Source organism: Marinobacter zhejiangensis, assembly GCF_900114775.1.
GTDB lineage: Bacteria > Pseudomonadota > Gammaproteobacteria > Pseudomonadales > Oleiphilaceae > Marinobacter > Marinobacter zhejiangensis.
Map to the genome: position 1 here is coordinate 344,966 of NZ_FOUE01000001.1, position 25,030 is coordinate 369,995.

23 protein-coding genes are annotated in these 25,030 nt (G+C 60.7%); 8 read left to right on the top strand and 15 right to left on the bottom strand.

What is annotated here, in order from left to right:
• Positions 1 to 6: 6 nt before the first annotated feature.
• Positions 7 to 1,278: a D-amino acid dehydrogenase gene (locus BMZ67_RS01545; protein WP_092020157.1), complete on the bottom strand. Its 1,272-nt coding sequence runs from the start codon at positions 1,276 to 1,278 to the stop codon at positions 7 to 9.
• A 152-nt stretch (positions 1,279 to 1,430) separates the two neighbouring features.
• Positions 1,431 to 2,252, bottom strand: coding sequence for a polyphosphate kinase 2 family protein (locus BMZ67_RS01550; protein ID WP_092020158.1), 822 nt, complete (start codon positions 2,250 to 2,252; stop codon positions 1,431 to 1,433).
• A gap of 103 nt (positions 2,253 to 2,355) precedes the next feature.
• On the opposite strand from BMZ67_RS01550, the gene BMZ67_RS01555 reads away from it, so the two are divergent.
• Entirely contained in the window at positions 2,356 to 3,165 is an 810-nt protein-coding gene (locus BMZ67_RS01555) for a TatD family hydrolase (RefSeq protein ID WP_092020159.1), read from the top strand.
• A 49-nt stretch (positions 3,166 to 3,214) separates the two neighbouring features.
• On the opposite strand, the gene BMZ67_RS01560 is transcribed toward BMZ67_RS01555, so the two are convergent.
• The 6 genes from BMZ67_RS01560 to BMZ67_RS01585 all read right to left on the bottom strand — a co-directional run bounded on the left by BMZ67_RS01560 (position 3,215) and on the right by BMZ67_RS01585 (position 10,463).
• Positions 3,215 to 4,123, bottom strand: coding sequence for a LysO family transporter (locus tag BMZ67_RS01560; protein WP_092020160.1), 909 nt, complete (start codon positions 4,121 to 4,123; stop codon positions 3,215 to 3,217).
• Between the two features lie 55 nt (positions 4,124 to 4,178).
• Complete coding sequence (locus BMZ67_RS01565) at positions 4,179 to 4,505, bottom strand: DUF2288 domain-containing protein (RefSeq protein WP_092020161.1); 327 nt, start codon at positions 4,503 to 4,505, stop codon at positions 4,179 to 4,181.
• Between the two features lie 74 nt (positions 4,506 to 4,579).
• Positions 4,580 to 4,945 carry a response regulator gene (locus BMZ67_RS01570; protein ID WP_092020884.1) on the bottom strand — a complete coding sequence of 122 codons (366 nt, stop codon included), beginning with the start codon at positions 4,943 to 4,945 and terminating at the stop codon, positions 4,580 to 4,582.
• 25 nt (positions 4,946 to 4,970) lie between these two features.
• Complete coding sequence (locus tag BMZ67_RS01575) at positions 4,971 to 7,598, bottom strand: GAF domain-containing protein (RefSeq protein WP_092020162.1); 2,628 nt, start codon at positions 7,596 to 7,598, stop codon at positions 4,971 to 4,973.
• Between the two features lie 16 nt (positions 7,599 to 7,614).
• Positions 7,615 to 8,772 carry a response regulator gene (locus tag BMZ67_RS01580; RefSeq protein WP_092020163.1) on the bottom strand — a complete coding sequence of 386 codons (1,158 nt, stop codon included), beginning with the start codon at positions 8,770 to 8,772 and terminating at the stop codon, positions 7,615 to 7,617.
• Complete coding sequence (locus tag BMZ67_RS01585; protein WP_092020164.1) at positions 8,769 to 10,463, bottom strand: diguanylate cyclase; 1,695 nt, start codon at positions 10,461 to 10,463, stop codon at positions 8,769 to 8,771. The genes BMZ67_RS01580 and BMZ67_RS01585 overlap by 4 nt, the downstream gene beginning before the upstream one ends.
• Before the next feature lie 339 nt (positions 10,464 to 10,802).
• Here BMZ67_RS01585 and BMZ67_RS01590 point away from each other — a divergent pair, with 339 nt between their 5' ends.
• Complete coding sequence (locus BMZ67_RS01590) at positions 10,803 to 12,257, top strand: tetratricopeptide repeat protein (RefSeq protein ID WP_092020885.1); 1,455 nt, start codon at positions 10,803 to 10,805, stop codon at positions 12,255 to 12,257.
• A 26-nt stretch (positions 12,258 to 12,283) separates the two neighbouring features.
• Here BMZ67_RS01590 and BMZ67_RS01595 read toward each other — a convergent pair whose 3' ends face one another.
• The gene (locus BMZ67_RS01595; RefSeq protein ID WP_092020165.1) at positions 12,284 to 13,738 is read right to left on the bottom strand and encodes a rhomboid family intramembrane serine protease; all 1,455 of its coding nucleotides are present in this window, start codon (positions 13,736 to 13,738) and stop codon (positions 12,284 to 12,286) included.
• A 141-nt stretch (positions 13,739 to 13,879) separates the two neighbouring features.
• Here BMZ67_RS01595 and BMZ67_RS01600 point away from each other — a divergent pair, with 141 nt between their 5' ends.
• Positions 13,880 to 14,557 (top strand): OmpA family protein, encoded by a 678-nt coding sequence (locus BMZ67_RS01600; RefSeq protein WP_245749837.1) that lies wholly within the window; start codon positions 13,880 to 13,882, stop codon positions 14,555 to 14,557.
• A gap of 60 nt (positions 14,558 to 14,617) precedes the next feature.
• Here the strand turns inward: BMZ67_RS01600 and BMZ67_RS01605 are convergent, their stop codons facing one another.
• From BMZ67_RS01605 to BMZ67_RS01625, 5 genes are read right to left on the bottom strand one after another with little or no spacing between them, the layout of a single operon-like run.
• Positions 14,618 to 15,019 (bottom strand): MAPEG family protein, encoded by a 402-nt coding sequence (locus BMZ67_RS01605; protein WP_092020166.1) that lies wholly within the window; start codon positions 15,017 to 15,019, stop codon positions 14,618 to 14,620.
• Between the two features lie 2 nt (positions 15,020 to 15,021).
• Positions 15,022 to 15,267, bottom strand: coding sequence for a GlsB/YeaQ/YmgE family stress response membrane protein (locus tag BMZ67_RS01610; protein WP_245749838.1), 246 nt, complete (start codon positions 15,265 to 15,267; stop codon positions 15,022 to 15,024).
• A 31-nt stretch (positions 15,268 to 15,298) separates the two neighbouring features.
• Positions 15,299 to 16,006 carry a lysophospholipid acyltransferase family protein gene (locus BMZ67_RS01615; RefSeq protein WP_092020167.1) on the bottom strand — a complete coding sequence of 236 codons (708 nt, stop codon included), beginning with the start codon at positions 16,004 to 16,006 and terminating at the stop codon, positions 15,299 to 15,301.
• 50 nt (positions 16,007 to 16,056) lie between these two features.
• On the bottom strand, positions 16,057 to 16,638 hold the full coding sequence (locus BMZ67_RS01620; RefSeq protein WP_092020168.1) for a class GN sortase: 582 nt from the start codon (positions 16,636 to 16,638) through the stop codon (positions 16,057 to 16,059).
• Positions 16,635 to 18,818, bottom strand: a complete 2,184-nt coding sequence (locus BMZ67_RS01625) for a marine proteobacterial sortase target protein (RefSeq protein ID WP_092020169.1) — start codon at positions 18,816 to 18,818, stop codon at positions 16,635 to 16,637. Before BMZ67_RS01625 ends, BMZ67_RS01620 begins: the two co-directional genes overlap by 4 nt.
• Positions 18,819 to 19,017: 199 nt before the next feature.
• On the opposite strand from BMZ67_RS01625, the gene pdsR reads away from it, so the two are divergent.
• The 3 genes from pdsR (at position 19,018) to BMZ67_RS01640 (ending at position 23,190) form a co-directional block, all read left to right on the top strand.
• A complete protein-coding gene (pdsR, locus tag BMZ67_RS01630; RefSeq protein ID WP_092020170.1) occupies positions 19,018 to 19,719 on the top strand; it encodes a proteobacterial dedicated sortase system response regulator in 702 nt (233 codons plus the stop codon).
• Positions 19,720 to 19,722: 3 nt separating this feature from the next.
• Positions 19,723 to 21,705 carry an ATP-binding protein gene (locus tag BMZ67_RS01635; RefSeq protein WP_092020171.1) on the top strand — a complete coding sequence of 661 codons (1,983 nt, stop codon included), beginning with the start codon at positions 19,723 to 19,725 and terminating at the stop codon, positions 21,703 to 21,705.
• Positions 21,706 to 21,879: 174 nt separating this feature from the next.
• Positions 21,880 to 23,190 carry a DUF3422 family protein gene (locus tag BMZ67_RS01640; protein WP_092020172.1) on the top strand — a complete coding sequence of 437 codons (1,311 nt, stop codon included), beginning with the start codon at positions 21,880 to 21,882 and terminating at the stop codon, positions 23,188 to 23,190.
• Positions 23,191 to 23,204: 14 nt separating this feature from the next.
• Here the strand turns inward: BMZ67_RS01640 and BMZ67_RS01645 are convergent, their stop codons facing one another.
• Positions 23,205 to 23,987 carry an ATP-binding protein gene (locus BMZ67_RS01645; RefSeq protein ID WP_092020173.1) on the bottom strand — a complete coding sequence of 261 codons (783 nt, stop codon included), beginning with the start codon at positions 23,985 to 23,987 and terminating at the stop codon, positions 23,205 to 23,207.
• An 81-nt stretch (positions 23,988 to 24,068) separates the two neighbouring features.
• On the opposite strand from BMZ67_RS01645, the gene BMZ67_RS01650 reads away from it, so the two are divergent.
• Positions 24,069 to 24,509: a methylglyoxal synthase gene (locus BMZ67_RS01650; protein ID WP_092020174.1), complete on the top strand. Its 441-nt coding sequence runs from the start codon at positions 24,069 to 24,071 to the stop codon at positions 24,507 to 24,509.
• A gap of 42 nt (positions 24,510 to 24,551) precedes the next feature.
• The gene (locus tag BMZ67_RS01655) at positions 24,552 to 25,007 is read left to right on the top strand and encodes a DUF4124 domain-containing protein (protein WP_092020175.1); all 456 of its coding nucleotides are present in this window, start codon (positions 24,552 to 24,554) and stop codon (positions 25,005 to 25,007) included.
• Positions 25,008 to 25,030: the final 23 nt, after the last annotated feature.

The window sequence follows — 25,030 nt, forward strand, 5'->3', positions numbered from 1 at the left end:
CCTGGCTCAAACCCGGAAACGATCCGGGCGAAACGCGTCCAGCGGAATCGCCGTTGGCTCGCCGTCCACCACCTGCGCCAACAGTTCGGCGCTGCCCGCGGACAGTGTCCAGCCAAAGGTACCGTGCCCAGTGTTGAAATAGAGGTTGTCCCGCGGACCGCGGCCAAGGATCGCCGGGCCGTCCGGCGTCATGGGCCGGAAGCCGGTCCAGCTGGTCGCCTGTTCCAGATCAGCGCATCCGGGGAAGCGGGACGCCACCGATTTACGAATGGTCGCCAGGCGCGCCTCAGGAATGTCACGCCGGAAGTCACTTAACTCGACAAACCCGGTCGCACGCAGGCGCGAGCCCAAGCGGGTAGATACCACTTTGAGATTGTCGTCATGGACCGTAGAGACCGGCGCCCGGGTTTCGTCCACCAGAGGCGCGGTCAGGGAGTAGCCCTTGACCGGGTAGATCGGCAGCTTCACACCCAGCTCGGCCACGAGCGCGGGCGACCAGCACCCCGCCGACACCACAAAGGCATCCGCTTCCAGCACTTCCAGGGCACCATCGGGCTGCCGCAATTCAACCCCCTGAATTCGATGAGCATCAAACAGCAGCCGTTGTACCTGATGCTGGTACAGGAACGTCACGCCCTGCTCTTCACACGCGGCGGCGAGGGCCTGCGAGAACAGGTGACAGTCGCCGGTGCCATCGGTCTGGTACTGGATACCCCCGTGCAATGGACCATCGCCGGTCATACCTGGCTCCGCCTCCCGTACTTCAATGGGCCCCAGCAAACGGTGGGCAACTCCAAATTCGGTCAGTAACGGCGAGAGGTCCCGGTATTCCGCCATCATCGCCGGCGAGCTGGCCAACTGCAGCACACCACCGGTGCCACCATCAAACGCCAGGTCCAGATCACGCTCCAGCTCGGAAAAACGCTGACGGCTGAATACCCCCATCTGCAACATGGCGCGTTTGTTCAGCCCGAACACCCCTGGAGCAAAGGCAAAGCGCAGGGAAGCCAGCAGGAAACGCACGGTGGCTGGCGACGGGGGCAGATGCATTTTCAATGGTCCGTCGGCCTGGAGCAGCCACGGCAGCGCCTGCTTGACCATCGCGGCCGAAGCCCACGGATAGACCACACCGTAGGATCGCTGCCCGGCATTGCCAAAGCTGGTCTCAAGACCGGCCCCTGCTAACCGCTCCACCACCGTTACCCGATGGCCGCGTCGGGCCAGGGCATGGGCCGACGTCACCCCAACAACTCCGGCGCCGATCACCACTATGTGCATAACCTATTCTCCTGAGTGAAAACCTGAGGAACCACTGTCAGTTATCCTTGCCTGATCCTAGGCCAGCAACACTCCGCCCACCATCAGCAGCCCTACTTATAGGCAGAGGTCGAATACCCTCGATTACGCCCGACCGCCCTCAATCACTACGGCTACGACTCACTCAGCAGCTCCCGGTAATGCTCGATCACCTCGGGGTCATGGCTGGGGTACTCCGGCGCCAGCAGTTGCAGCCGCTCGGCGAGAATGCCGGCAACGATGGCTCGGGCGTCCGGCTTCCGGTTGCCCGGTACCACGTACCAGGGAGCGTAGCCAGAATGGGTCGCCAGCATCGCCTCGCTGGCGGCCTGATGGTACTCGTCACGGCGGCGCCAGGCGTCAATATCGGAGGTGGCAAATTTCCAGCGTTTGCGGGGCTTGTCCAGCCGCGCCAGCAGCCGCTCCCGGTGTTCCTCTTCAGACACACGCAACCACACTTTTACGATGGTGGTTCCTTCCTGAACCAGGTGACGTTCGAAACTTCGGATCGCTTCGTAGCGGGCCGGCCAGTCGTAATGCTCCGGCTCTCTCACCGGCCATAGCCGTTCGGCCATCACCGCCTCGTGGTAGCTGCGGTTGAATGCCACCATCTGCCCGAGTTCCGGCAGGAAAGGCACGGTGCGCCAAAGGAAATCGTGGCGGGCCTCAGTGTCATTGGGGCGACTGAACGACCAGGCATGAAAGCCCGCGGGATCAACATAGGTGGCCAGGGTACGAATCAGGCTGTCCTTACCGCTGGCGTCGGTGCCGTGAACCACCAGCAGCAGCGCTTGCTCCCGGTTTGCCCAGAGTCGTCGCTGGTGTTCGCCGATCAGTTCCAGGCTTTGCTCCAACGGCGGCAGTTCCGCACCATCGCCCAGATCAGGGGAATAGTCCGATAACTGGGTCCTGAGCGGGTCAAACTGCCACTGCTGACTGAACGGGACTTCGGCCATGTTCTCACTCCTGCAAAAACCATCCCGTGCGTTGGCTGGGGCCCGGGCGGGTTAAGGTGGTAAACTTCTGGTTCTTTTCAGATTAGCAGCACCCGAGCCTTTCATGAGCAAGAAAAAACGCGACATTCCGGTCTTTGAGCACCCGCTCATCGAAACCCACTGCCACCTGGACTACCTCAAAGAACGGCCACTGGCGGAGATTCTGGCGGAAACCCAACGAGTCAATGTCGAGCGGGTGATCACCATTGCGGTTTCACCGGACAATCTGGCCCCGGTGCGGGAGCTGGCCCAGTCTGCTTCGTGGATCTACGGCACCCAGGGCATTCATCCCCACGACGCGGAACTGTACACCGACGATGTCGAAGCGGAAATCCGCCAACACTGCAGTCACGCCAAAATCGTTGCGGTGGGCGAAATCGGTCTCGATTACTACTACGACAATGCTGACCGGGCGGTGCAACGAGACGTCTTCAGGCGCCAGCTGCAACTGGCATGCGATGCCGACCTGCCCGTGGTGATCCATAGCCGTGACGCCGACGACGATACCATTGCCATTTTGCAGGAGTTTGAACAGTCACTGCCACGGCGTGGGGTTATCCACAGTTTTACATCCGGCCCCGGGCTTGCCCGCTACGCCCTGGACCAGGGCTGGTGTCTTGGGTTCAACGGCATCGCCACGTTCAACAAGGCCGAGAACGTGCGTGACATCATCCGCATGACCCCGGTTGAGCAGATCCTGCTGGAAACCGATGCGCCGTTTCTCACGCCGGTTCCCTACCGGGGCAAGGAGAACGCACCGTTTTACATCCCGTTTGTGGCTGAAAAAGTCGCGGAGGTGAAAGCACTGGAGGTGGCCGACGTGGTTCGACAGACCTACCAGAACAGTCGCCGCACGTTCTACCGCCTGCAGTAAACCTGCCCTATCCTGACCCGGGCGGCACCCATTGCCCGTCCCGGGCGTCTCATCCCAGCGACAGCAAGAGCCCCATCAGCACCGGCGACACAAACGACAGCAGGAAGCCCGACGCAATCGCCACCGGCACACAGTCCAGGCCACCACTGCTGCGAATAATGGGCAGGGTGAAGTCCATGGCGGTCGCGCCGCCATAGCCAATGGCCATCGCCGGACGACGTGGAATCAACAATGGGATGATGGCCAGGGCGATGATTTCCCGCAGCACATCATTGAGAAAGGCAACACCGCCCCACGCCGGCCCCAAGGCATCCCCCACCACAATGCCGGACAGCGAATACCAGCCAAAGCCGGATACCAGTGCCAGGGTGTCGTGCCATGGCAGGCCAAGCAGGGGCATAACCAGCACCCCCGCCAACAGGGAACTGAGTATGAGGCTGAGGGCGATACCCAGGCCCTGGCGATTCATCAGCAGACGACGCAGCGACAGGCCGGCATTACGAAGCTGTGTGCCGATCAGCAATAGCAGAAACATCAGCGCCCAGGTAGCCAGATCTTCCACCCAGGGCAGTACCGGCAACAGGAAGTGGCCGATCAGTAGCCCAATCACCACCGCCGCCAGCGGTTTCAACGCCGCCAGGAACAGCCGCCGGTAACTGGTCACGCCCGCGGATTCGCCCCGATCTCCGGGCATCGGCTGCCAACGGTGCCACAACCACAGGCCCAGCATATTGGCCAGGAGCAGCCCCACCACCAGGATCGCAACCTGGCCGGCCATGACCCCCAACTGACTCCAGAGCCCTTCCATCTGACCAAGACCCAGTCCCAGCAGGGCCAGGATAAAGTACACCAGCGCTTCTACGGTGTAGTGAATGGCCGTCATCAAGCCCCGCTGCTGCAATGGAATGGCAAAACCAAGGAACAGCGGCGCCAGGATCAGCAAGGCATCCGTCAACATAATGAATCCAGGCGTTAAATAGAGAGATGAGCTGAGCGCAGGAACCGCTCAGGCTTCAAGAGGCGTTTGTTGCGCTGCCATCCCGATCCTGGACAAGGACCCAGGGGGCGATCACCACAGCCCACAGCTCGGTGTTACGATCGTACCAGGCCTGAGCGGTTGCCGGCGCAACATCGCCCACCTGCCCTGATGTCATCCACTCATCAAACTGGGCCTTGTTATCGGCCACCAGTTCCGTCGCCACATCCAGCAGATCCAGCTCAGGCGCAACACGCACCACATGCCCCCGGGCATAATAGGTTTGCAGGTCGTGCCAACCAATCTGCGACGTTTCGAGGTTCAGCTTGGCTTTCAGTTCGTCCCGTGAAAGTTTCGATGACATGGCGCGCCTCAGTTCTATATTGGTTCAGGGTGCGAGAGTGTTGGCCAAATCCACGACTTTGGCAAGGGGCGGCATCAGTTTCGGCTGCGATTCCAGATTTCCCGCACCTGATCCGACAACGTCATGGGGTCAAACGGCTTGGCGATCACCTCAATAGCCCCCAGGGCCTTGTAGGCTTCGATCTCCGACGGCTGAACCTTGGCCGTCATAAACGCCACCGGGATGTCGGCCAGCCCTGGCTGCTCCCGCAATGCCAGCAGGGTTTCCGGTCCGTCCAGACGCGGCATCATGACGTCGAGCAGAATCAGCTCCGGCTTGAACGTCGCCGCCCGCTCCAGCGCTTCCTCACCGGACTCACAGAGGGCCACTTCGAAGCCACCCACCGCGGCCAGGGCAAGTTCCGCCACTGCGCGAATATCCGGTTCATCTTCCACATACATGATTCGTTTCAGCTCTGAAGCCAACTCACACCCCTCCCGTCATCGCCCGGTTTTCAGAAACTTCGGGCAAATCGATGTAAAACGTCGCACCACCACCTTCGGTGTCACGATAGCCTATGCGTCCATTCATTTTATCCATTAATTTCTTGCTGATCGCCAACCCCAGGCCGGTTCCCCCCACCCGACGGGAGTCCGAACTGTCGGCCTGGGCGAACGGCCGGAACAGCCGCGAATGAAAATCCGCCGGAACACCACCGCCCCGGTCGACTACCGATACCCGAACATAGCCCTCATCCCTTGAAAGGGTCACCCGAACCACTCCGTCGCTGGGTGAGAACTTGACGGCATTGGACAGCAGGTTGGTGACCACCTGGGTCAGGCGTTTTGGGTCAACTGCCACCCAGCACTCGGGCGCCTGATCATCCAGCTCACAGTGCACCCCAAAGCGCTCGGCGTAGGTATGATTGTCTTCAATCACCTGACGCAGCAGCGGCAGCAAGGCACACTCTTCAAGGCTGATGGTCATCTTGCCGGCAACCAGCTTTTCCATATCCAGAATGTCATTGATCAGTTCGGTGAGTCGGCCAGCATTGCGAAGGGCCAGGCGAACCATACTGTCGGTCTGCGGCGACAGCTCCCCGGTTACCCCTTTACTGACCATAATCAGAGCCGCGGAAATAGCGGTCAGCGGAGTCCGCAACTCATGGCTGACGGTGGAGACGAACTCCCGCTGCATCAGCGCCAGACGCTTGCGCTCGGTAATGTCTTCGATGATCGACCAGATCAGCCGGCGCCCGGACGCATCACCCACCAGCAGGCCGTGAATAATCACCGAATAGCGGGAGCCATCCTTGCGAATCAGTTCTTTCTCATACGGCCCGTACTGGCCTTTGCTTACCAGAATCTCCCGCTGAACTTTGTCTTCCGCCGTAAACTCCTGTGGAGTGACATCCCTGGCATCCAGGGCCAGTAACTCGTCACGGCTAAAACCGGAAGAGGCCAGGTAAGCGTCGTTCACTTCCAGGAAGCGACCACTGTCCAGTTCGTTCAGCGCAATCCCCACCGGCGACAGCTCAAACAACCCCCGCAGACGGGCTTCACTGCGCTTCAGGTCCTCCTCCGCCGCTCGCTGCTGACGCTGGTTTCTGGTCGCTTCCATGAGCTGGCCCACCGTTCGCAGGAGCGGGCCCAGGTCGTTCACCAGAGTATCGTGATAGCCACTGGGGCGATTGGCCAAGCCCATCATGCCCACGAGCTCGCTGCCGTGATGGATGGGCAGGCCCAGGAACGACTGAATCGGGGGGTGGCCGTTAGGGACTCCAGAACCTTTGGGGTCACCTTCCAGCCGGTTGTTCAACACTGGCTGGCCACTGGTAATGACGGCGCCAAACAGGGTGTCGAGATTGCGGAATTCCAACCCTTCGGAAACATTGTCCTCGTAGAACTGATGCGAGGCATCGTCCCAGGCGATGTTGGTGATGGTGTTGGTTTTCATGTAGGGGCGACCGTCATCGTCGTGCAGGATTTCACCGATAAAACCATAGGCACTTTCGGTAAAACGCAGCACCTCTCCCAACAGTTCGGAGAACGCCTGGGGATGTTGTGGCCGATTGATGAACGACTCCTGAGCCCGCGCCACGGCCTGTTCGACCTGGCGATAACGCTGCAGCACTGACTCCACTTCCCACCGTTCCAGCAAGGACGATACCCAGCTGGCCAGCAAGAGAAGGAACTCGTGGTCGAAGTCGGAGAACCCTGATGGTCGCCGCGTATCCGGTGACGAAAAGTTCAGGGTGCCGTAGCGGCGCCCGCCTACATTCAGCGGTATGCCGATGTAGCTTTCCAGCCCGAACTTGCGGTAGCACGGATGACTGGCGTAGGCGGATTCCGCCATGTGATCGATGGCAAGAACCTGCTCCGCCTCCAAGGTTAGCGCGCAGTAAGTGTCCCTGAGGTCAAAGGTTTGCTCATCTTCGAGCGTCCCGGGCGGGGATACCTGGACCACCACCCGGTAGTCCTCACCCTGGATGTGGCTGATGATGCCATAGGGCAGTTTCAGGTACTCGCAGCCAAGGCGCAGGCCATCACGCAGGTATTCGGTGGGATTGCCCCGGCTTTCGTTGTGCAGGAGTGAAAGCCGCTCCAGGCTGCGGTAATAACGCTCTCTCTGGCCGTGGCGTATTTCCTCTTCCACACATTCCGCCAAGTCCCGAAGTAACATTTTTTGCTCCGGCGACAAGGTCCGGGGTAGGTCATCAATGATGCACAAGGTACCCAGCGAAAACCCATCGGGGGACACCAGCGGAGCGCCGGCGTAAAATCGGATGCATGGGTCATCAGTGACCAGGGGGTTATCAAAGAAACGGTCGTCGTCGAGTGTATCGTCCACAACGAACAGGTTTTGCTGCAGGATGGCATGGGCACAAAACGACACGTCCCGGGAGGTTTCCTGTACCGTCAGCCCCTGCCGGGACTTGAACCATTGCCGGTTGCGATCCACCAAGGACACCAGAGCGATCTTGACCCCAAACACTCGTTGGGCAATCCGGGTCAGGCGATCAAAACGTTCCTCAGGTGGGGTGTCCAGTAGGCCCGTCGCGGTCAGCGATCGCAGGCGATCTGCTTCATTCTTTGGCAACTCAGGCTCTTTCACGGATGCGTTCCCCTACCTACTCGCCGTTGTCTCCAACAGAGCTCTCTGCTCTGGACTCCAGACCCGCAAAGCGCATCAATCTCAGGCATTCACCGGACGCTCCGGCGCCCTCAACCTGCAGCGCCGCAACCCGCATGACCACCCGCTCCCGATGGCTTGTGCCACGGGGCAAACGATGAATGGCGCCGATCAACTCCCTCAAATCCAGCGGCAACCGCCACTGAACCTTCTGGCGATTGCCACAGGGCTGCGACCAGGCCGCCAGAGTCTGGGTTATGGTGTCCCGGTCAAGGGTGCCACCGCCATCCAGGAACTGCTGCAGCACACTCAGCACCACCAGCTCCCCGACACGGCTCAGCAGGCCGGCGGTGTAGGCGTTGACGCCATTGCCCAGACCCAGGGTACGGAACATGGCACTGGCCTCACGGCCAACCGCTTCCCCCTGACGCTGGTGGGCTTCCGCCTGCTCCCGCAGCTGGCTGTCCGATAGCGCATGGGTGGTATCAAGGGCCAGACCAAGAGCCAGGTTCAGCGACATTTCGGTGCCGATAACCTTGATCGCCCCCGCCAATGTCGTCACCGGCTCGCCAGTACGGCGGAAACTGCTGCGGTTGGCCACATCCAGCAAACGGGCAGTCAGCCCGGTTTCATCCCGCCAGCGCTCCGTCAATTGGGCGACATCAAGCGCTTCGGGCCGTTCCAGTAACGCCAGCAACTCTGACGCTTCCAGCGTTGTTGGCAGCTGGAAGTGCCCCTCACAGGCATCCGCCAGCATCTGCTCCAGATCCCGGTTCGCCGCTTCGAGGTCTGACTCAGGTGGGAAGATGGACTTCAGCCGGTCACGTACCGTTTCCACTTTGAACGGCTTGGAAATAAATCCGCGGATGCCATAGTGGGCCGCCGCCAGTACCGACTCCCGATCGGTACGCCCGGAAATCATCAGCACCGGAAGCTTGTTGTCCTGCTTGCGGATCGCCCGGACAACCTCCAACCCGGAGCCATCCGGTAGGTTCCAGTCGCAAATGAGCAGCTGGTAGGTATTCTGATCCAGCGCAGCCAGTGCCTGCGCCTTGGTCGAGACAATGTTGGCGTCGAGACGGGCGTATAGCCCTGCCAGAATGGTTTCCAGCAGCTCCGCCATCAGCACATCGTCTTCGAGGATCAGCACTCTCATGGCGAGGCAGCCTCGGGAGCGCCGTCGTTGCCGGCCACCTCCGAGTACAGGGTAACGCCGTTACGCCCATGCTTCTTGCGGTGGTACATGGCCTCATCGGCCCCGTTCAGTGCCGCCTCGGCGTTTCCAAAGGCACCCAGCATGGCAATGCCGGCGCTCAACGTAACCTGGAATTCAACGTCCTGACTGGAGAAGACAATCCCCGAGAACTGGTCACACACGTCCTGAAGAATCCGCAAGGCCTGGGCTTCACCGCAATCCGGCAACACCACCACAAACTCTTCGCCACCGTAACGGCCAATAATGTCGCTTTTCCGCAAGCGATGGCGCAACAGGTTCGCCAGGGAGCGAATCACCGTGTCACCGGTGGCGTGACCGTAAGTGTCATTGACGGACTTGAAATGGTCCAGGTCCAGCATCGCCACCGCAGCCACCTGCCCGTAACGCTGGCAGCGTGAGAATTCTTTGGCCAACTCTTGCTTGATCAGTGAGTGCTTCATCAGCCCGGTCAGGCTGTCCCGTGACGCCAGCTTGGCCAGTTGCCGGGCCCGGGTGCAGCGGGCCTTGACCACCGACACCAGGCGCGTGTCGGAGATCGGCTTTTCAATAAAATCATCGGCGCCCTGGGCAACCGCTGAAATCTGCATGTCGCGGTCGTGTTCCGACGACAGGTAGACGATGGGCAGGCCCAACCACTCCGGCTGGAAACGCACCATGCGTGCCAGGCTAACCCCGGAATACGGCGCCATATTGATGTCCATCAGCAGAATGTCCGGGCGGAACTCCGCCAACTCGGACATCACCTCGGATGGCTCAGTGATAACTTTTACCTTCAGGCCACCGTTGTCCAGTACCAGCCGGTAATGCTCGGCAAGTTCCTCGTCATCCTCAACGATCATTACCCGGCCACCCGCGCTCTCTTCCCACTCCTGGCTGAGTTGTTCAATGCGATCCGCAAGCGCGGGCACATCCACCGGCAATGGGAAAAAGCCACCAGCCCCGGTCGCGGCGGCTTGGTAACGCACATCAAAGGAGTCATTTCGCGCCAGAAAAATCACCAATTTGCGGTGCAACTGTTTATGGCGATCGAACGCTGGCTGCAGCTCTTCCTGCAGCTCGACGTTGGCAATAACGGTGGTAACACCACTGTCCAGGTCCGCCGCCAGAAACGCCTCAACGCTGTCATACACGACAACCTCGTAACCATAGCGAGAGAGGTTTTCCGCCAGTTCCCGACCCACCTCCGGGTCCGACTCAATCAGGTCTACCCGCAGCAACAGTTCCGGCGCAACCTCCGTTACTGCGTTCTGCAGGACCGGTAGGGCACTGTCACCCGCATCAGACGCCAACAGCGATTTCAGGCTGTCGAGACGGGTGAAAAAGTCGGCATCAAGCGCTCGCTCTAACCTTGCCAGCTGGCCTTCGCTGTCCCCTTCGACCACCACTTGCAGGCATTCCTCCAGCTCTCTGGCTTGCAAGCCAAAGGCAGAAAACCCGAAGGTGCCGGCAGACCCGGCCAGCCGGTGCAACCAGCCATAGCCTTCACGCACTGCCGCCAATCCAGCTTCATTCGGCCCGGCAGTACGGATGAGGTCGATATAGAGGCCCAATTCAGCAGCTACACGAGCAACGAATTGGGATTTAAGCGTCTCCAGTTTCGCTACAACGTCCTGGTATCCGCCGTTTGGCATTCAGATCCCCTTAGTTTTCCCTGTTCATTCTTTTGATGTGCCGGAAATACCCGCGTTATGTGGCCCTGGGTCCGGACAGGAATCGTTTATTCGTCATGGTCCCCACTATAGCGTTCATTTGAGATTGAGACGACTGTCACTTTGTCCTACTCCCCGGCCTGTGGCTGCGCCCCCAGAATCGCAGGCCCCCTCGCTGGTCGCAGCGTCCGGTTCGAGGCGAAAATTTGCGGCACCTTTGCAGAAATTTTGCGGCGCTGGCGGTGGAGCGAAACGTTGGCTTTTGCGATGATGGCAGCAATCTCGTTTTCATCAACCACTGACAGAGCAGCCCCTCGCACCGTGAAACACGACTGCCACTACCACCCAGGCGACCCCGCCAAATGGCACTGCAGTGAGTGCCAGGTTCATTACTGCAGCCGGTGTATGCCTGACGCCGACACCCACAGGGGCCGCGGCGTTTGCCCAAAATGCAACCGCAACCTGCGCTATCTCGGCGCAGCCACGGAGGTTGAACCCTTCTGGAACCGGCTTGGCGCGTTTTTCCGTTACCCGTTCCACGCCGACCCGCTGATCGTTATTGCGATCTGTACGCTGGTTCCCTTGGCATTATCGGCCAATATTTTCGGCCTGGTGGTGAGCCTGCTGCTGGTCATGGCACTGCTGAAGTACACCTATGAGGTCATCAATCGCACCGCAGAAGGCCATATGACACCGCCGCCGGTCGCCACGGCGTTTACCGGCGATGGATTCGGCATCGTGTTTCTACAGCTTCTTGTGTTTGTCGGCATGGGCGCGCTGATCGCGTCCGCCGGCATGCTGGGCGGCCCAATGCTGGCGATGATCGCCATGGCATTCGTGATCCTGGTGCTGCCGGCGAGTGTGATGGTGCTGGCCATGGAGCGATCGGCACTGGCCGCCGTCAACCCGCTGCACCTCACCGGACTGATTGCCCGTATTGGCTGGCCATACTTCCTGCTCTATGGCTACCTGGTACTACTGACCCTGGCTTCTGGCGCGGCACAGGACTTTGCACTGTCACACTTCTCACCCTGGTTGGCCGGGCCGGTGTCCGGTTTCCTCAACAGTACCTTTACCCTGATCCTGTTCCACATGCTGGGCTACCTGCTGTTCCAGTACCAGGAAGAACTGGGCTTTGCCAGCGACCTGCAAGACGATAGCAGCCAGCAGGACACAACCCAGCGTGACCGAGCTCCGCGCCTGGACGCGGACATCGACATGGATCTCAAGGACGGCAACTACGACCGGGTCCAGTCGGCACTGATCAGCGCCCTCAAGCGAGATCCGGACAACAGCCACCGCCTGGAGCAGCTCTATAAACTGCTGGTCGCCCGCAACGACAATGCCGAACTGTATCGGCGCCATGTGCCCCTGCTGGGCTGGCTGGTGGATCATAACAACGGGGCCGGTATTGCCGACCTGCTGGCGCGACTGGAGCCGCTCAACCCCAACCTCCAGCTCGACGATCCGGAACTGGCCGAGCGTTGTGCCCGCTGCCTTTACCATCAAGGCGAGTACCGACAGGCCCTGAAGCTGCTGCAAGACTTCCACAAGCGCTTCCCGGACAGCCACACACTGGCGCCCGCCTATATTCTGGCGGCCCAGATCCTGGCGAACGGGATGGATCAATGGGAAAAAGCGGCGGCCTTCCTCGGCTTCGTCAAGAAGCGCTGCCAGAACCACCCACTGCACAGCCAGGTGGATGGCTTTATGCAGCAGGTGGCGAATCGCGAGCCACTGAAAGGCCCAAGGGCGACCTTTACCGTCAGCGACTAGCGGTACTGAAAACCGCTAGGGCCTCACTAGACCGGTGCCGCGCCGCTAAGGATCTGTTTGTAGTAGCGGGCCTTGGGGGACATCTGGCGCTTGTCGAACTCGTCCGCCAGCAGCTGGCAGGCCTCCGCCACCAGCACCGGGTCGCCGGTTGCCCGTAGGCGCTCAAAGGCCTTTTCGGCCTGTTTGAGGTGGTCCGAACGCAAGCTGGCGAACAGCACCCGGTTGTGGTCTTCCGCCGCCAGGGGGTGATGGGCTTCGCCCTTGCCGAGGTATTCCTGCCAGACTTCCGTCATTCGTTCGGTGAGCTTCTGCCCCAGGGCTTCCGCCATCAGCTCCCGGGTGCGATCCCGGTACGCCACCAGGTCCGGTCGCAACTTGGCGATGTGATAAAGGTGCTCCAACAGCACCAGACGGTCCGGATAACGTTCCCGCAATGCCTCGAACTGCCGCCTGGCGAGGTCGAAATCCATACGCCCCAGGCTGGCCATGGCCTGGGCGTAGGACGTGGTGAATCGTTGGTCCTGTTGCTCCGGTTCCGGCTCATAGAAGGAAGCCTTGACCTGGAACCAGCTCCGCCCCAACAGCAGGATGACCCCGGCACCCGCCACCAAACCACCCGCGTGCGCCATGTAGGCCACGCCGGTGGCACCGGCGAAGAAGTGATCGTAGATTTCCTTGCCCAGCCAGACCGGCAGCATTGCCAGAGCGGGGGCGCGGAAGTAATTGAAGTACACCCAGAAAAAGCCAAAGAAACGGATGGTCTGACGGCCGTAGATCGCCACATACATCCCCATCAATCCGGCGATGGAGCCCGACGCCCCCACCAGGGGTATTGAGCTGCCCGTGGAAAATGCGCTGAATACCAATCCCGATACAACACCACACAGCAGGTAGGCGATCAGGTACCGCCCCACTCCCAGGGCCTTCTCCACGGTGAAGCCCAGCAGGAACAGGAACACCATGTTACCGATCAGGTGTCCCCAGCCACCGTGAAGGAACTGGTAAGTAATCAGCGTGGATGGGGCCATCTCGGCCGGCACCAGACCGGCACGAAAGCTACTCAATTCGAGCATCAGGTCATGGATCGGCTCGCGTTCCCCACGCCACTGTTTACGCTCCGATGTCGGCCACAGGATCTCCTGGTTGTCCTGCATGTACAGGTAAAACTCAATATCAAACGCCATCATGCCAGCCTGGCTAAGTTCGTCCTGGCGCTTCATGGCGAGCTGAAACAGTTCCAGCCGCTCGGTCATTTCGCTGGCGTTCTCGATGCCGATCTGGCGCTGGAGATAGTTCTCGTAGACCGGCGCCTCCAGTTCCAGCAGGCCGGACTCCAGGTACGTTTCCAACACCTCTTCGGCAACCCGGTCGTCATCACTCTGGTAGAACACAAAGACCAGGAAGCAGGCCAGCATCAGGCTCAGGGTGACCCAGGGGGGACGTTTCCAGTTAATCGTGTTTTCGGCGGGAACAATCAGCATGGGTGGTCACATTTCATCATAATCGGTCGGAATATCTCTGCTTTTTACCACAGCATTGCCTGCTTTTCGCGCTGAAATAGCTCCTGACGACGCCGCTGTGAGCGGCCACACATATCAGCAAGTCATCGGGAGTCATCCGCAATGTCACAGGAATTTCACATTAATCGAGTTCAATCTGCCCGGCCCCAGTGGCGTTCAGCCCTGGGCGTACTGCTGGTCAGCGGTCTGGTCGGTTGCAGTGCCACGGCGGAAATGCCACCTAAGATCAACACGAATATCGACCAATCGCCAATTGCTGCTTCATCCGGCACCGCCAATAGTGATGAGCAACAACAAGAACCAGTGAACCACCTGAGTGAGGAAGCCGACATGACCGTTCTCGTACTGGACAACCCGGAATTGCTGGCCAAAGCGGCCTACCTGGATGCCCAGCCCCTGGTAGCGATCGAAGAACTGGCAGAAGCCCCTCGCCGCCCCCACCGGCTGCGTTTCCATTACGGCTTTGACAAGCAACAACTGAACGCAGACGACCAGTCTATCCTGCGTCAACATGCGGTGTACCTGAGGGCACACCCGGAAATGACGGTTCAGATTCACGGCCATACCGATAATTTTGGCGCGGAAGAGTACAACACATTCCTGTCCCGCCTGCGGGCCTCGGCCGCGGCCAGGATTCTCAAAGAGGAAGGTGTGAGGGAATCACAAATCCAGGTGACCGGTTGGGGAAGCAGCCGCCCACTGGCCCTGCCAGAAGATCACGCCGCCAATCGCCGGCTGGAACTGGAATACCGCAGCGAACAGATGGCCAAAGCTCAGTAACAGGCCACGCCCCGAGATTTCCGGCCCCTGTTCAGGGCCGGGATCCCGGAGTTCTGGGGTTCAGGCGTTGAACCGGAAGACGTTGAGCAAGACGGCGATGGCCAACGCCAGCATTGCCAGCCAGGTTAGCAAAATCCCGACAAAACGGGCCTTGTGGGCCCCACCCCGTCCATTGACCATGCCCCAGGCATGCAGCAGGCGACCAATAACAAAGGTCATGCCCAGGCCATAAATCCATTCCAGGGTTACCCCGTTAAGCTCTCCGATGGCCATCAACACCAGGGTGATCGGTGCATACTCCACCAGATTCGCCTGGGTTCTTACCGCCACTTCAAAGTCCCGGTCGTCGTTGACCCCGAGTCCCTTTCGATACTTGATACGGAACGTCGCTACCCGGAACGACAGGATAATCAGCAGCAGCGTACAAACGCTGGCAAAAACAGCGGTGACAGGCAGGATCATGCTCAGGCCTTCTTCAACTTACCAACAATAAAGAGCAACAGCACCGCCCCGGCAGTGGCCGTCACCAGCTCCCCGATCATGCTCTGGGACGCCAGGCCCAGAAGCCGAAATACGAAACCGCCGATCACCGACCCGACAATGCCGATACCGATGTTGGCAAGGGCGCCAAAGCCCCGCCCCTTCATGATCAAACCGGCCAGCCAGCCGGCCACACCACCAATGATCAGAAACAGAATCAGTCCCATCATACCTTTCTCCTTACGTGTCTGTTGTTGCCGCTCAGTTTGGTGACAGTTCCGCAATGGCCGCTTCCATCTGGGCGCGGCAGCGCTCCATCAGATCAGGGATATCATCCACTGTCAGGCCTGCGGTTTCCAGCACCGGCAGCACCCGCACCCTGACCGCCTCATAGCGGCCACTGACTGCGGAAGTCTTGCCGGAATAGTGACCGGCGCAGATCATGGTAATCGGGGCACCGGAGCTGACTGCCGCATGGAAGGCACCTTTCTTGAAACGCCCCAGTCCCTTGCCGTGACTGCGGGTACCTTCGGGGAAAATCCAGACGCTTTTGTGCTCGCGGGATATGGCTTCGGTGGTGGCCTGCATGGCGGCGACCGCCTGATGGGATTTGGACCGGTTAATCAGCACATTGCCGCCAAGCCAGAACACTTGGCCGAAGAATGGGGCCCAGGCCAGGATCGATTTGCCAACGGTCACGGTTCGCGGCGGTAGCAGGTCACCCAGGACAAAGAGGTCATCGTTGTGCTGGTGGTTGGCGATGAGAACCGTCGGGCGATTCTGGGGAATGAGTTCACGACCTTCGATCGGCCGTTTCAGGCCAAGAATGCAGCGACCGGTGTATGCCAGCCAGCGGCCAAGCACACGGTTATTGTTCGGGTTGAAGGGGCGCGCCAGGCAAATGACCAGGCCAACCAGACAGACCACCGGCACCGTCAGCCAGGCCAGAAATTTACGTACAAATCCCATCATAACTACCTGAAAAACCGATAAGGCGCACAAGTGTACGCCAAATCCATTCAGGTGTCCGTTACAGCGTGTTCCGACGTTTTCTGGCGCCGGGCCTCCACCACATAGCGCAGGGGGCCGTTACTGTTGAGGCTGTCAAAGGGGTAACAGGTGACCAGCAACAACCGGTCTGGCGGGGTATTGGCCAGGTCGATGAATTCCCGACGGCTGTCCACCACCCGGATATCCACCACCTGGTATTCCCGCCAGTCTCCGTCCCGCTGTTGCAACTGAATGTGAGTGCCGGTTTCAACCGCTTCCAGAGCACGAAAATGGGTATCCCGATGACCCGCAATCATCACCGGCCCGACATCATCCGATGCCGGGGTCGCCTGTCCCGGGCCAAAGGCCAGGCTTTCGCCATGGACTCCATTGAGAACAATCCAGGACAGACCGTTTTCAGGCAATGCCAACCGGGCCACCGGCCAGGTGTCGGCCCAGGGCCAGGGGCGGGTATCCACCCGCCGCGCCTGACTTTCCGCCCACGCCATTTCAAGCAGTTCCTGAGCAAGCAGAGCCTTGGCCGGTATCCACAGGCCCACCGCTAACATCATGCCCGAGATGCTAAAGGCTATGGCAATCATCACTTTCATGCCCACACCCTCCGCTGCAACATCAACACTGCACTGGCAAACATCAGTCCAAGCAAACCGGTCGCGGTCAACAGCGGCCACCAGGTGGCGGTCTGCGGATACCTCAACATGCTCGCCGCACTGCCCTGCGGCAGCAGGGTCGGCACCGACTCGGTTTCCAGGTCTTCATCCAGGGGACGAACCGGAGTCTTGTCCACTGCCACAAAACTGGTGTAGCGGGTTACCAGCTGATGAGCGAGGCCAAGACCGGTGATTTCGCCACGCACATCCTCCGACACCTGACCGGACAGCGACTGATCCATCAGACTGTCGATGCGTGCGCGCGCCCAGAATCGGTGCAATCCTTCGGCTTCAGCCGCATGGTCCAGGGCCATCCGCTGCTGCCATTCACTGCCATCCGGCAGGCGACCGCTGGCCACCAGTTCGCCGCCGTTCAGACGCCCCCGGACCACCTGAACCATCGGCTCACCCAGAAACAGGTCACCCGGTCGTTGCGGCAGCGCTTCGCTGGCATTGAACCCATCGGGCCAGCGGGTCTGGATTGCCGTCATGACCGGCGACTCCATTTTCCGGAACAATTCATCCAGCGGTGCCGACACAGCCCCCAGGTCATTGATGGCAGTGTAGGTGCCTCGACCGAACCGGGCCGCTTCCCGCATGAAATGCATGTTTGGCGCCGAGCCAATGCCCACCGTGAACAGACGGCTGTCTCCCAGCTGCTGGCTGATCTGGCGGAACAGGCCCTGCTCGTTACCGACGGCGCCGTCGGTCATGAACACCACCTGGCGGACGTAGCGACCGGCCTCTTCCCCCTCCGCCTCCCGGTGGTTCTGGCGCAGAGCCCTATCCAGCGCCGGAGCCATTTCCGTACCTCCGTTGGCTTCCAGGCTCTGAACATAACGACGGGCACTGGCCAGGTTTTCGGCATCCGCCGGACGGGCGAACCTGAACAGCGTCTCGATCTGACTGTTGAACTGGATAACGTTAAAGCGATCGCCGGCATTGAGGGTATCCAACCCTTTCAGCAGCGACGCCTTGGCCTGGCGAATGGAGGCCCCGGCCATCGAACCGGAGGTATCAATGACAAAGATCAGTTCCCGCGGCAGCGACTGACGTCCGCTCATCCCCGGCACCAGCATCGCCAACAGGTAATCCTCACCCTGCCAATTCTGGTGAAACAGGGCTGCCGAGGGTTCCTGGCCACGCACCGGCGCCCAGCGGACAATCAGATCCCGATCCATCAGGATGTCACCTTCCTGGGGGGTTACCGACACTTCGGCACCGTTCCATACGGCGTTGACGGCATGGCTTGGGCTGGTGACGGTGGCAATCGGCAAACCGGCATTCAGGGTCAGCTGAACCTGTGCCCGGTGACTGCCACTGGGCACATCGCCTTCACGCACGGTGAACGGGCTGATCTTGTCGGCATCCGGCACCTCCGTCGTGGGCGTTGCCCAGCCGCCCTGCCAGGCCGTTTCCCGTTCCACCAGCGGCTCGCCCGGCATGTAACGGGGCGTCAGTGTGGTGGGCAGTTGAAGCTCAAACTCTCCCGACTGATAACGCACGGACTGCTGGTACTGCAGCTCCACCGACACCGTTTCCCCGGGCGGGATGTTCGCCAGTCGGGTGGTGAACAGGTTGGGACGCTGCTGCTCCACCTTCGCAGCCTGACGCCCTTCGCGGCGGGCGGTTTCATACTGGCGGTCAGCCTCCTGACGGGTATGGATTTCACCGACGATCACCCGCTCACCGGCCTTCATGGTCATCCCGTAAACACTGGCATTGTCCGGCAGCGGAAACACATACACCCCTTCCCGCCATTGCTGGCTGGTGTTGGCGAAGTGCTGGACCAGGCGGGTATCGGCGATCAGGCCACTGACCGTTACCTGGTACTCGGTGGTCAACAAGGTCGCAGGCGCCTGCCATTGACCATCCTCGCCGACAAAATGAAAGGCTCCGGTGCCTTCCGCCTCCATCGGGCTGGCCTCGGAATACAGCGGCTGGACAAACAGAAGCAGAGCCATTGCCAGCCAGAGACCCAGGGCTTCCGTGCCCCGGTGCAGCGGCCGACGGAAGGGGCGTTGGCACACCGGGCGAGTGGTGCGTTGGCGGGGGCTCTGGTCGCGGTGGTTTCCAGCACAGTTGCCGGTACGTCTGGACGACTCGAGGGAGAGCAGCATGGTCCGAATCCTTGCGTTGTGGGTGGTATGGCTACCATTTCAACGTCCGGATCCGGCAATCCTGTGGCCGATTCGGTATCAAAGCGGATCGAAATCTGATGAATTATGGCAATCCGCCATGACCTCTTGTGTGCCCCCGCCAGTTGGTTAAAACTTACGGGCAATCAGTGAGTAACCGTCACCGGACCCAACACCCGCCATGAAACAGCACATCGCCCTTGTCGAAGACGAACACGCCATCCGTGAAAACTACCGTGATGCCCTGGAACGCCGGGGTTTCAGCGTGTCGGCCTATGCGGACCGGGGCAATGCGTTCCAGGCCCTGCGCACCCAGCTGCCGGATCTGGCGATCATTGATGTGGGACTGGGCGATGAGCCCGATGGCGGCTTCGCGCTGTGCCAGGATCTCCGTCAATTGTCCGCCACCCTGCCGATTATCTTCCTGACCGCCCGCGACAGCGATGTGGACACGGTGTACGGTCTGCGCCTGGGGGCCGACGATTACGTCACCAAGGACATGAGCCTGGACCATCTGCTGGCCCGCATCACCGCCCTGCTACGCCGCACCCAGGCCTGGACCCAGGCCCTGAAGCAACCGGACGAACTGCTGCAACGGGGCCGCCTCAGCCTTAACGTGGACCGCATGACGGCGGAGTGGCAAGGTCTGCCCATTGAGCTGACGGTGACCGAGTTCTGGATGCTGCACTCACTGGTCAAACACCCCGGCCACGTACGCAACCGTGACCAGCTCATGGCGGCGGCCAACACCTACCTGGACCCCAACACCGTGACCTCGCACGTCAAACGCATCCGCCGCAAGTTCCTGGACGCCGACAATGACTTTGACGGCATCCAGACCGCCTATGGCATGGGCTACCGCTGGAACGCCCATGAGGTCTGAGCCTTGTCGCTGAAACGCCAGTTACTGATCGCCAGCCTACTGACCCTGCTGATTCCCTGGCTGGGCCTGCAATTTGTACTGGAGCTGGACGATGCCCTGCGCCACCAGGCGTTACAGCAGATGCACAGTCAGTCCCAACGTATTGCCGGTACAGCCGCTGCGGTGCTCTACGACGATATGCCCCCGGGGCCAGACACGCCGACCCTCTACGCCAACCGGCTGGATAAAACCGCCAATCTCGACGGCTATGGCGACGACTGGCCCGGCTATGAGGAAGATTTTGCCGACGAGCAGCCCACTGTCCGGCGCGACCCCATCAGCTGGCAGCTGGGCGTCAAAGGCGACCACCTGTTCCTGCTGCTACGGGTCAACAACCCCAACCCGGTGTATTTCGACCTTGGCCAACCGGAGCGTCCATTTGAGCACCTCCGGCTAACCTGGGAGCAACAGGGCGAGCGCCATGAGCGAATCATCCGTACCCCGGCCCCTGGCCCGGTGTTTGGCTGGTTCGACGACCTGCGGCCACAGCCCGATTACCACGTGCGGGGGGTGTGGCAGGCTCACGGCAGTGGTTACCAGGTTGAACTCCAGCTGCCCCGCCCCGACGCCAATGGCGGCTTTGGTTTCACCGTAGAGCGCCCGGACAGCCACGGAGTTATCCACAGCGCCGGCGGCACCGGCACCAGCCCCCTGCCAAGGCTGGTCACCCGCTCCTTGCCGCTGGAAAGCGCCCTGTCGAACTATCTCGACCCCGGTCAGCAATCGGTGGCACTGGATCCCAGTGGCTGGGTGATCGCCCGCAACCAGTCCCCGGCACCGGATACCACACCGGACTTCAACAGCCTCAGCCCGCTGGACATTGCCGAACGTATCAGTCTGAATGGCCTGCGGACCCTGGTCAGGCTTTACCAGCCCAAGCCGGTGGCTTACCTAATGCAGGATAACCGCCAGCTACGGACCCAGCTACCTGCCAGCGGCCTGGTCCGCACCGAGTACGGACCGGCCCTGATGACTACCCAGCCGCTGCCGGATGGCCGCCTGCTGATCCTGACCCAGTCCCTGGATCAACTGCTGACCTTGTCCGGCAGCACCCTGGGCACGGTGATTGCCCGCAGCACACTGTTGGTGATCGTACTGATGCTGGTGCTGCTGGGTTATTCCAGCTGGCTGTCCCTGCGCATCACCCGGCTTCAGCGGGCCGTTAACGCCAGTGTGGATGCCGATGGCCGCATCGTTGCTGCCATGCCGGAAGCCCGTGCCCAGGACGAGCTGGGCGAACTGTCCCGCCAGTTCCGCCAGATGATCGATAAGCTCCAGGGCTATACCGAATACCTGGAAAGTTTTTCCCGCCGGCTCTCCCATGAGCTGAAAACCCCAGTGGCGATCGTCAGGTCATCGCTGGAAAACCTGTCCCACACCGACACCGATGCCGACCAGAAGGCCTATCTGGAACGCGTAGGCCAGGCGACTGACCGGCTCAGCCAGATCCTTCAGGGCATGAGTGAAGCGGCACGGCTGGAGCAGAGCTTCGATCACGCCGAGCACGAAGACTTCGACCTCGCTGAAGTTGCCGCACAAGCCTCCGCCGCCTACCAGAGCCTGGACCCGGGTCACCGCATCCGCTATCAGGGACCGGCATCCGGCTGTCACTTGCACGGTTCCCCGGAACTGCTGGTACAGATGCTCGACAAACTGGTGGATAACGCCCGCGATTTCACCCCGGATGATGGCCTGATTGAAGTCCGGGTCAGCGATCAGGGCGACCATTACGAGCTGTCAGTCTTTAACGAAGGGTCGTCCCTGCCGGACCACCTCGCCAGCGAAATCTTCAACCCCTTCGTGTCCCTGCGCACCGGTCAGGCGGAAGGACACCTCGGGCAGGGCCTCCTAATCGTCCGGTTGATTGCAGAGCACCACCGGGGCGAAGCCCGTGCCAGCAATGAACACAATGGCGTTGCCTTCACCATACGACTGCCACGCCACTGATTGGAGCAGGTAGCGACCGGTTGGCACTTGCCAGGTCGCTTCCGATCGCCTAACGTGCTCCCCCCGAAAGAACCGGTGTCATAAAGTCGTACGACACTGGTCGTCTTCAGCCAGACGTGGCGATGCCTTAAGGTCTGTAGAGTGAGCGCGTCTTACTCCTGATAGGAACTCCCAGTGAACCGACAGCTACCCAACATAGCCCTACACCCACTCAGGGCCGAACTCTACAACGAGCTGCACTCCCGGCCATTCCAGATTCTGCCCTGCCCGGCCCAGGTGACCCACATCGCCCTGCTCACCACCCCTGAGGAGCGCGAAGCCCAGTTCCACCATCTGCAGGAACTTCACGAACTGCTGGAGGAAACGGCACCGGCGCAGGATGCCAGCTGTTTTGAGGCCACGTTTGGCAACCTGAGGGTACGGCGGGAAATGCACATGGAGTTCACCGCCTACACGTTCATCGACCTGGCGCCCAGGGAACCCCATGAACCGTTCAGCAACCCGGCGATTTCGCTGTTGCCCAAGGGCTGGTTGGATCGACTTGCGGGGACGGTGGTGGCGGCGTTCCACCTTGATCTGCAACCGGTCAGGAACGGCCCCAACACCGACCTGGGTATGGTTCGCCCCTGGTTTGAAGGTCAACGCCTGGTGGGCAGTAGCCCTCAGGAAGGCAAAGCCCGGGTGTGGGGCAGCTTCAAACTCCATAGCGACGATTTTGGCCGATTCATGGTGCTGAACAGCAGCCTGTCCAACAGCCAGCTAGGACGTTTGAGTCAGCGTCTTATCGAAATTGAGACCTACCGGTTGATGTCCCTGCTGGCATTGCCGCTGGCGCGGGAGATTACGCCGAACCTGAACGAGATGGATCAGCAGCTCGCGGTGATTACCCAGGCGCTGTCAGAAAACCAGAACGTCGACGAAAAAGAAATTCTGGCGGAGCTGACCCAGATCGCCGCCCGCATCGAGGCCTACCGGGCCCGCTCCACCTTCCGTTTCTCGGCCACCCGGGCTTATCACCGCCTGGTACTGACCCGGCTGGAAGAGTTGCGGGAAGACGAGCTGTCCGGACACCTGACCATCACCGAATTCATGACCCGGCGGCTGACCCCGGCGGTCAAAACCTGCGAATCCGTCGGTGACCGCCTGGAAGACCTGTCGCGGCGTGTTGACCGTGCCTCCGACATGATGCGGACACGGGTCGAACTGGCCATCCAGAGCCAGAACCAGGAGCTGCTCAGTTCCATGGACCGCCGCTCCAAGATCCAGCTGATGATGCAGCACACCGTGGAAGGTTTCTCCGTGGTGGCCATCAGCTACTACCTGGTCAGCCTGCTCAAACTGGCCATGGACGCCGCCCACGACGCCGGCATCCATTTCAACAAGACCCTGATCCTGGGCATTGCCATCCCGGTTATCCTGCTGACGGTATTCCTTGGCATCCGTGCCATCCATCACCGCTTCATCAAAATGGCGCGGCGGGAATAGCCCGGTCCAGCTCTTTATTCGCCGGTGTCAGGCCCGGAATACTGTCGATAGAACTGCTGGGCGGTGCGGCCACTGCGCACGCCGCGCCCGGTCGCAAAGCGGATGGCCTGACGGTGCAGCTCGGTGCGATCAGCGACGTCTGGAAACAGGGCATCCACAGCCGCCAGGTAGACATCCTGAGAAAACGGGTAGAACGACAGCTGGAGGCCAAACCGGTCGGCCAGCGACACCTGCTCCTCAATCGCCTCGGCCGGGTGCAGCTCGCCATCACGGACCCGACTGTTGAGATTGTCAGCCATGTACTCCGGCATCAGGTGGCGACGGTTGGAGGTGGCGTAAACACGAACGTTCTCCGGCGGCAGTTCCAATGAGCCTTCCAGGACACTCTTCAGCGCCTTATAGGCAGACTCACCGGTCTCGAAAGAGAGGTCGTCGGAGAAGATGACAAAGCGGTACGGGAGATCCCAGAGGTCATCGACGATCTCTGGCAGGTTCACCAGGTCATCCTTGTCCACTTCGATGATGCGCAGGCCATCGCCGTGATAACGGTTCAGCAGCGCCTTGATCAAAGACGATTTTCCGGTACCACGGGCGCCCCAAAGCAGGGCGTTGTTGGACGGCTCTCCGTTGATGAAGCGCTCGGTGTTGCGGGCCAGCGCCGCCTGCTGGCGCTCAATCCCGGTCAGCTCGTGCCACTGCACCGGGTCCAGCCGGCGGATGGCGCGCAGCCCCTGGCGGTGACGACGCCACACCGCCGCCGTTGTGGAAGCCCAATCAATGCTGCTGTCTGCTGTCATTCTCTGTCCTTAGCGGTTTCACCGCGGAAGCGGTTGTGAAACACTGGCGTTTTAACCTTCGATCAGGAGTCGTTACCCAACATGGCTGTCCAATCTGTTGCCCTTGTCGCCCACGATAACAAGAAAAAGGACCTGGTTGACTGGGCCTACAAAAACAGTGACCAGTTTGCCCCCTTGCGATTATACGCCACCGGCACCACCGGCCGCCTGCTGTCCGAGCGCCTGGGGCGGGACGACATTCACTGCCTGCTCAGTGGCCCCCTCGGCGGCGACCAGCAAATCGGCGCCAAGATTGCCGAAGGCGAGATCGACCTGCTGGTGTTCTTCTGGGACCCGCTGGAACCCCAACCCCACGACCCCGACATCAAGGCCCTGCTGCGTATTGCCGCCCTGTGGAACATCCCGGTGGCCTGTAACCGGGCCAGTGCCGAGTTTATCCTGTCGTCCCGCTACATGACCGATACCGAGCATACGCCCGGCAAACCGGACTTTTCCGACTATACCGGCCGGAAAGTCAGCTAATCCCCCTTCACACAAGCCCACGGATTGGGCAGGAGATGCAGGATGCACCATAAAACCCGGGCCACCGCGACGGTGGCCTTTGCCATGATGATGGCCATAACACCCACTGCGCTGGCGACCATTTACCAGTGCCAGGCTCAGGGCCACACTGTATTCAGCGATACGCCCTGCGGGGACAATGCCCGTACCATTGAGGTAGACCCGGTACGCACCGGAGGCCGGCTCGACCAGGGCACCCAGGTCGACTTTTACCAACCACCCGCCAGGGCAGATCGCTCTTCAGCGAACACCGGCTGCCCCGCTGGCTACATCCAGTCCTCCGACCTGCGCCGCTTTCGGGTGCAAAAACGGATCCAGGAAGGCATGAGCGAAGCCCAGGTGCGCTACATCCTGGGCGATCCGGAACGGCAGGATGGCCAGTGGTGGGTGTATGAACGTCGCGGTGAAGAGACCGGGCGTTACCATTTTCGGGGTGGCTGCCTGATCCGCTGGCGCTGATCGCGCCACCATGCCCTTGATAT

What these genes read in the sequence shown, in the direction of transcription:
- BMZ67_RS01545 (WP_092020157.1), bottom strand. Translation starts at nt 1,278, where the DNA reads ATGCACATAGTGGTGATCGGCGCCGGAGTTGTTGGGGTGACGTCGGCC.
- BMZ67_RS01550 (WP_092020158.1), bottom strand. Translation starts at nt 2,252, where the DNA reads ATGGCCGAAGTCCCGTTCAGTCAGCAGTGGCAGTTTGACCCGCTCAGG.
- BMZ67_RS01555 (WP_092020159.1), top strand. Translation starts at nt 2,356, where the DNA reads ATGAGCAAGAAAAAACGCGACATTCCGGTCTTTGAGCACCCGCTCATC.
- BMZ67_RS01560 (WP_092020160.1), bottom strand. Translation starts at nt 4,123, where the DNA reads ATGTTGACGGATGCCTTGCTGATCCTGGCGCCGCTGTTCCTTGGTTTT.
- BMZ67_RS01565 (WP_092020161.1), bottom strand. Translation starts at nt 4,505, where the DNA reads ATGTCATCGAAACTTTCACGGGACGAACTGAAAGCCAAGCTGAACCTC.
- BMZ67_RS01570 (WP_092020884.1), bottom strand. Translation starts at nt 4,945, where the DNA reads ATGTATGTGGAAGATGAACCGGATATTCGCGCAGTGGCGGAACTTGCC.
- BMZ67_RS01580 (WP_092020163.1), bottom strand. Translation starts at nt 8,772, where the DNA reads ATGAGAGTGCTGATCCTCGAAGACGATGTGCTGATGGCGGAGCTGCTG.
- BMZ67_RS01585 (WP_092020164.1), bottom strand. Translation starts at nt 10,463, where the DNA reads ATGCCAAACGGCGGATACCAGGACGTTGTAGCGAAACTGGAGACGCTT.
- BMZ67_RS01595 (WP_092020165.1), bottom strand. Translation starts at nt 13,738, where the DNA reads ATGCTGATTGTTCCCGCCGAAAACACGATTAACTGGAAACGTCCCCCC.
- BMZ67_RS01600 (WP_245749837.1), top strand. Translation starts at nt 13,880, where the DNA reads ATGTCACAGGAATTTCACATTAATCGAGTTCAATCTGCCCGGCCCCAG.
- BMZ67_RS01605 (WP_092020166.1), bottom strand. Translation starts at nt 15,019, where the DNA reads ATGATCCTGCCTGTCACCGCTGTTTTTGCCAGCGTTTGTACGCTGCTG.
- BMZ67_RS01610 (WP_245749838.1), bottom strand. Translation starts at nt 15,267, where the DNA reads ATGATGGGACTGATTCTGTTTCTGATCATTGGTGGTGTGGCCGGCTGG.
- BMZ67_RS01615 (WP_092020167.1), bottom strand. Translation starts at nt 16,006, where the DNA reads ATGGGATTTGTACGTAAATTTCTGGCCTGGCTGACGGTGCCGGTGGTC.
- BMZ67_RS01620 (WP_092020168.1), bottom strand. Translation starts at nt 16,638, where the DNA reads ATGAAAGTGATGATTGCCATAGCCTTTAGCATCTCGGGCATGATGTTA.
- BMZ67_RS01625 (WP_092020169.1), bottom strand. Translation starts at nt 18,818, where the DNA reads ATGCTGCTCTCCCTCGAGTCGTCCAGACGTACCGGCAACTGTGCTGGA.
- pdsR (WP_092020170.1), top strand. Translation starts at nt 19,018, where the DNA reads ATGAAACAGCACATCGCCCTTGTCGAAGACGAACACGCCATCCGTGAA.
- BMZ67_RS01645 (WP_092020173.1), bottom strand. Translation starts at nt 23,987, where the DNA reads ATGACAGCAGACAGCAGCATTGATTGGGCTTCCACAACGGCGGCGGTG.
- BMZ67_RS01650 (WP_092020174.1), top strand. Translation starts at nt 24,069, where the DNA reads ATGGCTGTCCAATCTGTTGCCCTTGTCGCCCACGATAACAAGAAAAAG.
- BMZ67_RS01655 (WP_092020175.1), top strand. Translation starts at nt 24,552, where the DNA reads ATGCACCATAAAACCCGGGCCACCGCGACGGTGGCCTTTGCCATGATG.